General features: G+C 57.4%; 6 protein-coding genes. All 6 read left to right on the plus strand.

Annotation, left to right across the window (positions count from 1 at the left end):
* Positions 1 to 172: 172 nt before the first annotated feature.
* Genes AC5RK6_RS08255 through AC5RK6_RS08280 form a run of 6 tightly spaced genes read left to right on the plus strand, consistent with a single transcriptional unit; the run spans position 173 to position 3423 of the window.
* Positions 173 to 1135: a tyrosine-type recombinase/integrase gene (locus AC5RK6_RS08255; protein WP_284905994.1), complete on the plus strand. Its 963-nt coding sequence runs from the start codon at positions 173 to 175 to the stop codon at positions 1133 to 1135.
* Positions 1136 to 1148: 13 nt separating this feature from the next.
* Positions 1149 to 1997: a ParA family protein gene (locus AC5RK6_RS08260; RefSeq protein WP_274734107.1), complete on the plus strand. Its 849-nt coding sequence runs from the start codon at positions 1149 to 1151 to the stop codon at positions 1995 to 1997.
* 10 nt (positions 1998 to 2007) lie between these two features.
* Positions 2008 to 2316 (plus strand): hypothetical protein, encoded by a 309-nt coding sequence (locus tag AC5RK6_RS08265; protein ID WP_274734106.1) that lies wholly within the window; start codon positions 2008 to 2010, stop codon positions 2314 to 2316.
* Positions 2316 to 2675, plus strand: a complete 360-nt coding sequence (locus AC5RK6_RS08270) for a hypothetical protein (protein WP_435727986.1) — start codon at positions 2316 to 2318, stop codon at positions 2673 to 2675. Before AC5RK6_RS08265 ends, AC5RK6_RS08270 begins: the two co-directional genes overlap by 1 nt.
* Positions 2676 to 2700: 25 nt before the next feature.
* Positions 2701 to 3213: a hypothetical protein gene (locus tag AC5RK6_RS08275; protein ID WP_284905998.1), complete on the plus strand. Its 513-nt coding sequence runs from the start codon at positions 2701 to 2703 to the stop codon at positions 3211 to 3213.
* The gene (locus AC5RK6_RS08280; RefSeq protein WP_284906000.1) at positions 3214 to 3423 is read left to right on the plus strand and encodes a hypothetical protein; all 210 of its coding nucleotides are present in this window, start codon (positions 3214 to 3216) and stop codon (positions 3421 to 3423) included.
* The last annotated feature ends 158 nt before the right edge of the window (positions 3424 to 3581 follow it).

A 3581-nucleotide genomic window follows, 5' to 3' on the forward strand; every position in this document is an offset into this window, starting at 1 on the left:
TGGTAGGCCCCGTGGGATTCGAACCCACAACCCTTGGTTTACTTGCTTGGCTCACCCCACCCTTTTTAAAATAATGCGACATTTTCACCACGTTCGCTAAAAGTGAACTATAGGGCGGAGAAAAGTTCAATCTTTCCGCCTAGCCATTGAGGCAAAACTGAAAAATGTACGCATGAACAAACTTAACAAATGGAACGTTCCCGCAGGATGGGAAGAAGCACTTTGCGATTGGGGAAAGACTCAAACTCTCGCTGGGCACCGCGAAAGTTCTCGCGCGTACCGCACCGCAACCCTGAGAAGCTTCGCAAGAACGGTTGATAAGCCGCCGAATGAGGTCACTGAACAAGACATCATCGACTGGGCAAGCGGCAAAGAAATAGCCCCCGAAACCCGGCACGGCTACTACATCGCGGTAAGAGCTTTCTTCGACTGGTTCTCCAAAGGAGACAGCCCAGCAAAAGTGCTCGGGCCTGTGCACCGGCTACGAGCAACGGCACGGCCGACACCGGAAGCCGTATATGAAGACGCGCTCGACGGCGCGCCTCCCCGAACCCAGCTCATCCTCCGCCTCGCAGGTGAGGTCGGACTAAGAGCCAACGAAATTGCCCAGATCAAAAAAGAACACGTCGGAAAAGACCTCCTTGGATACTGCCTCCAAGTGTGCGGCAAAGGAGGAAAAACCCGCATGGTTCCCCTCCCCACAGATATCTATCTAGAGATGGAAGAAATGCTCAACATGACCGGAACATGGCTATTCCCAGGAAGCAAGAATGGACATCTCTCCGCAGCGTGGATCGGAAGACTCGCCCGCCGGGAACTCCCCGACCCCTGGACTCTCCACACTCTCCGGCACCGGTTCGCAACCCGCGCTTATCTTGAGGGCCACGACATTATGGCCGTGAAAGACCTCCTCGGGCACGAATCAGTAGCAACGACCCAACGCTACGTCGGTTCCGATCCCCATGCGATGCGAAACGCAATGCTCGGCGCGCGTCAAGACCGCTACAAATACTGTGCCCCGCTGCCAGCGGATACGGCAATGCCAGCGGGTACGGCAATGCCAGCGGGTACGGCAATGCCAGCAAATGCGGCCACGCTGGCCATGCCAGCACCAACCCACATCCCAGGACTATAGAGAAAGAAAACCAATGATTATTGCTATCTGTAACCAGAAAGGTGGCGTCGGTAAAACGACGATTGCCACGAATCTCGCACACCGCCTCGCGCGCGCCGCCGGTGCCCGCGTGTTGCTTGTGGATGCCGATCCGCAAGGGAGCGCGACGACGACGCTCGGCGTCGAAGTAGATGCCGATACTTTGACACTCAATGACGTGCTCGCAGCGACCGCCGCCGGCGCGCCACCCGAAACCGCCCGCCAAGCAATCCTGCCGGTGTCTGGTTGGGGTATTGACCTACTCCCCGCCGATAGAGCTTTGTGGGATCGGGAAAATGACACCGCCTTAGGGCGGGAATATAGGCTGAAGGCAATCCTCGCACCCCTAAGCGATGTCTACGACGTGATCGTGGTGGACTGCCCACCAAGCCTCGGGATGCTCACGACCGGCGCGCTCGTCGCCGCAGATACCGCGTTGATCGTGACGACCGCGCGGGAAACTGCCTGTGGTGGGGTTGCGGAGATGATCACCACCATCGCCACAATCAAAAACCTCTACAACGGTGGTCTGGAGCTTGCTGGCATCCTCGTGAACGCATACCAACGAGGCCGCCTCGACACCCGGAAATGGCTCACCGAGCTAGAAGCAACCTACGGAGACTACCTTCTCGCTCGGTATATGCCGGCCAGGGAAGCGTTCCCCCACACCGCAACTAACCACACGCCAATAAATGGCGGTGACCCGTTGATTGAGGAAGCATTCAAGACCCTACAAGCCACACTCGCCGGCAACGCCGTATCCGCTGGCGCTGCCGCACCTGCTGGCGTGGCCGTATCTGCTGGCAATGCCAGCAATGCCAGCAATGGCAGCACCGCTCTGTAAGGAGACCGCCATGAAAATGACGAAGAAAACCTTGCTCCGCCTGCTTACCAACCCCCACGACATCAACTTCCGGAACATGATCGCAAACGATACCGTGACGCTCTGGCACGCAGCAGCATCAAACGCAACCCTGCTCGAAATGCGCCTGGACTCCGACCCCTGGAGAATGTCGGGCAACGACATCATCAAACACGGCAGCGACCAGCAGCTCGTTGATCTGTACTTCACGCTCAACGAAACCTACGCCCAACTCGAACGGGCGATCAAACACCTCGACAAAGTCAAAGACACGCACAAAACAGAAACGGAAGAACAGTAATGAAAAAGCCTGACACCGCCGCTATGCAAACGCTCAAGAAAGCACCGATTACGAACCCTATCGTTGCGGGTGGAGAAGATATCATCCTCGCTGGCACCGCTGGCACCGCTGGCACCGCTGGCACCGCTGGCACCGCTGGCACCGCTGGCAAGGCCAGCAGCCAGCAGACCGCGAAAATCACCATCCGCCTCCCCCGCGAAGACGCTGACCGCATCCGGGGCGCTTGGCTCGCCGACTGCGCCACCGGCAACCGCATCTCACTCTCCGAATGGATAACCGCGATTCTCAACGCCCGCGTAGAAAAGTACACGAATGTCGTACCGGTTGTTGCCGGTGCTGCGCCCAAAGGCAACATCTAAACCCAAGACTGAAAGGAAAACCACCATGTACTACCTAGATCAATCCTCGAAGCTAACCACCCACGACGTGCGCTACGCGGTCCGGCAAGCGGTGATCAAAGCCGGGCTGGAAAGCCTGGAAAAGCAAGGGTTGAACGAGACCGACTACGACATGGATGAGGTGATCGGGAAACTAACCAGCGATGCCGACGCTGTTTTCGAGGCATGGACCGCTCGTATTATTACCGCCGCGCGTGAAGACCTAGCAGGCCAGATGCTTTCTCGTCTTTCCTGTAAGAGCGAGGAATACGACCGCGAAGCGGGTTCTGCCTATGAAGAATATGAGGAAGCCCGAGAAGAGTTCGACTACAAGCACGACGAGAGTGCCCCTGTATGGGATGCTTACGCGGAATACCAGCACCTAAAAGGCATGGACCTCGCCTGCGAGAAACACAAGACCTACATCCGCGAAATCCTCGCCAAAGTACCCTCTCTGGCTGACCTCGTCGTCCCAGACGACCACCCGAGCAACGCCGCCACGGTGGAGGAGGCTGAATAAATGCAACCAGAAGAAAACCTTGCCGGCAACGAGACAATTGCCGTATCTGCTGGCAATGCCAGCACCGCCAGCCAAGCTGGCATGGATCGCAACGCCGGTTGGGACATGCTCGCCAGCTTCATGAACCGCATGAAAGAACACGAACGCAACGGGACCTGGCGTAGCTACAGACCCGGTGAGAAGGAACCTGAAATAGGTGAGGAGGAGTGATGCAGTTATCTAAGGCTGATACCGCGCGGTTGGAAGCCGCCGCGAGCATGGCACTCCATGCCCCAATCACAATCAACCTCGACAACGGCGCGGTCGCCGTTGTCTCCCCGGGCGGACATATACGGATTGACGGCCAGGAATGGAAACCGGAAACATCC

The organism is Actinotignum sp. usb-actsch-213, from assembly GCF_059085665.1.

Coding starts and splice junctions, on each gene's coding strand:
- AC5RK6_RS08255 (WP_284905994.1), top strand. CDS start 173: ATGAACAAACTTAACAAATGGAACGTTCCCGCAGGATGGGAAGAAGCA.
- AC5RK6_RS08260 (WP_274734107.1), top strand. CDS start 1,149: ATGATTATTGCTATCTGTAACCAGAAAGGTGGCGTCGGTAAAACGACG.
- AC5RK6_RS08265 (WP_274734106.1), top strand. CDS start 2,008: ATGAAAATGACGAAGAAAACCTTGCTCCGCCTGCTTACCAACCCCCAC.
- AC5RK6_RS08270 (WP_435727986.1), top strand. CDS start 2,316: ATGAAAAAGCCTGACACCGCCGCTATGCAAACGCTCAAGAAAGCACCG.
- AC5RK6_RS08275 (WP_284905998.1), top strand. CDS start 2,701: ATGTACTACCTAGATCAATCCTCGAAGCTAACCACCCACGACGTGCGC.
- AC5RK6_RS08280 (WP_284906000.1), top strand. CDS start 3,214: ATGCAACCAGAAGAAAACCTTGCCGGCAACGAGACAATTGCCGTATCT.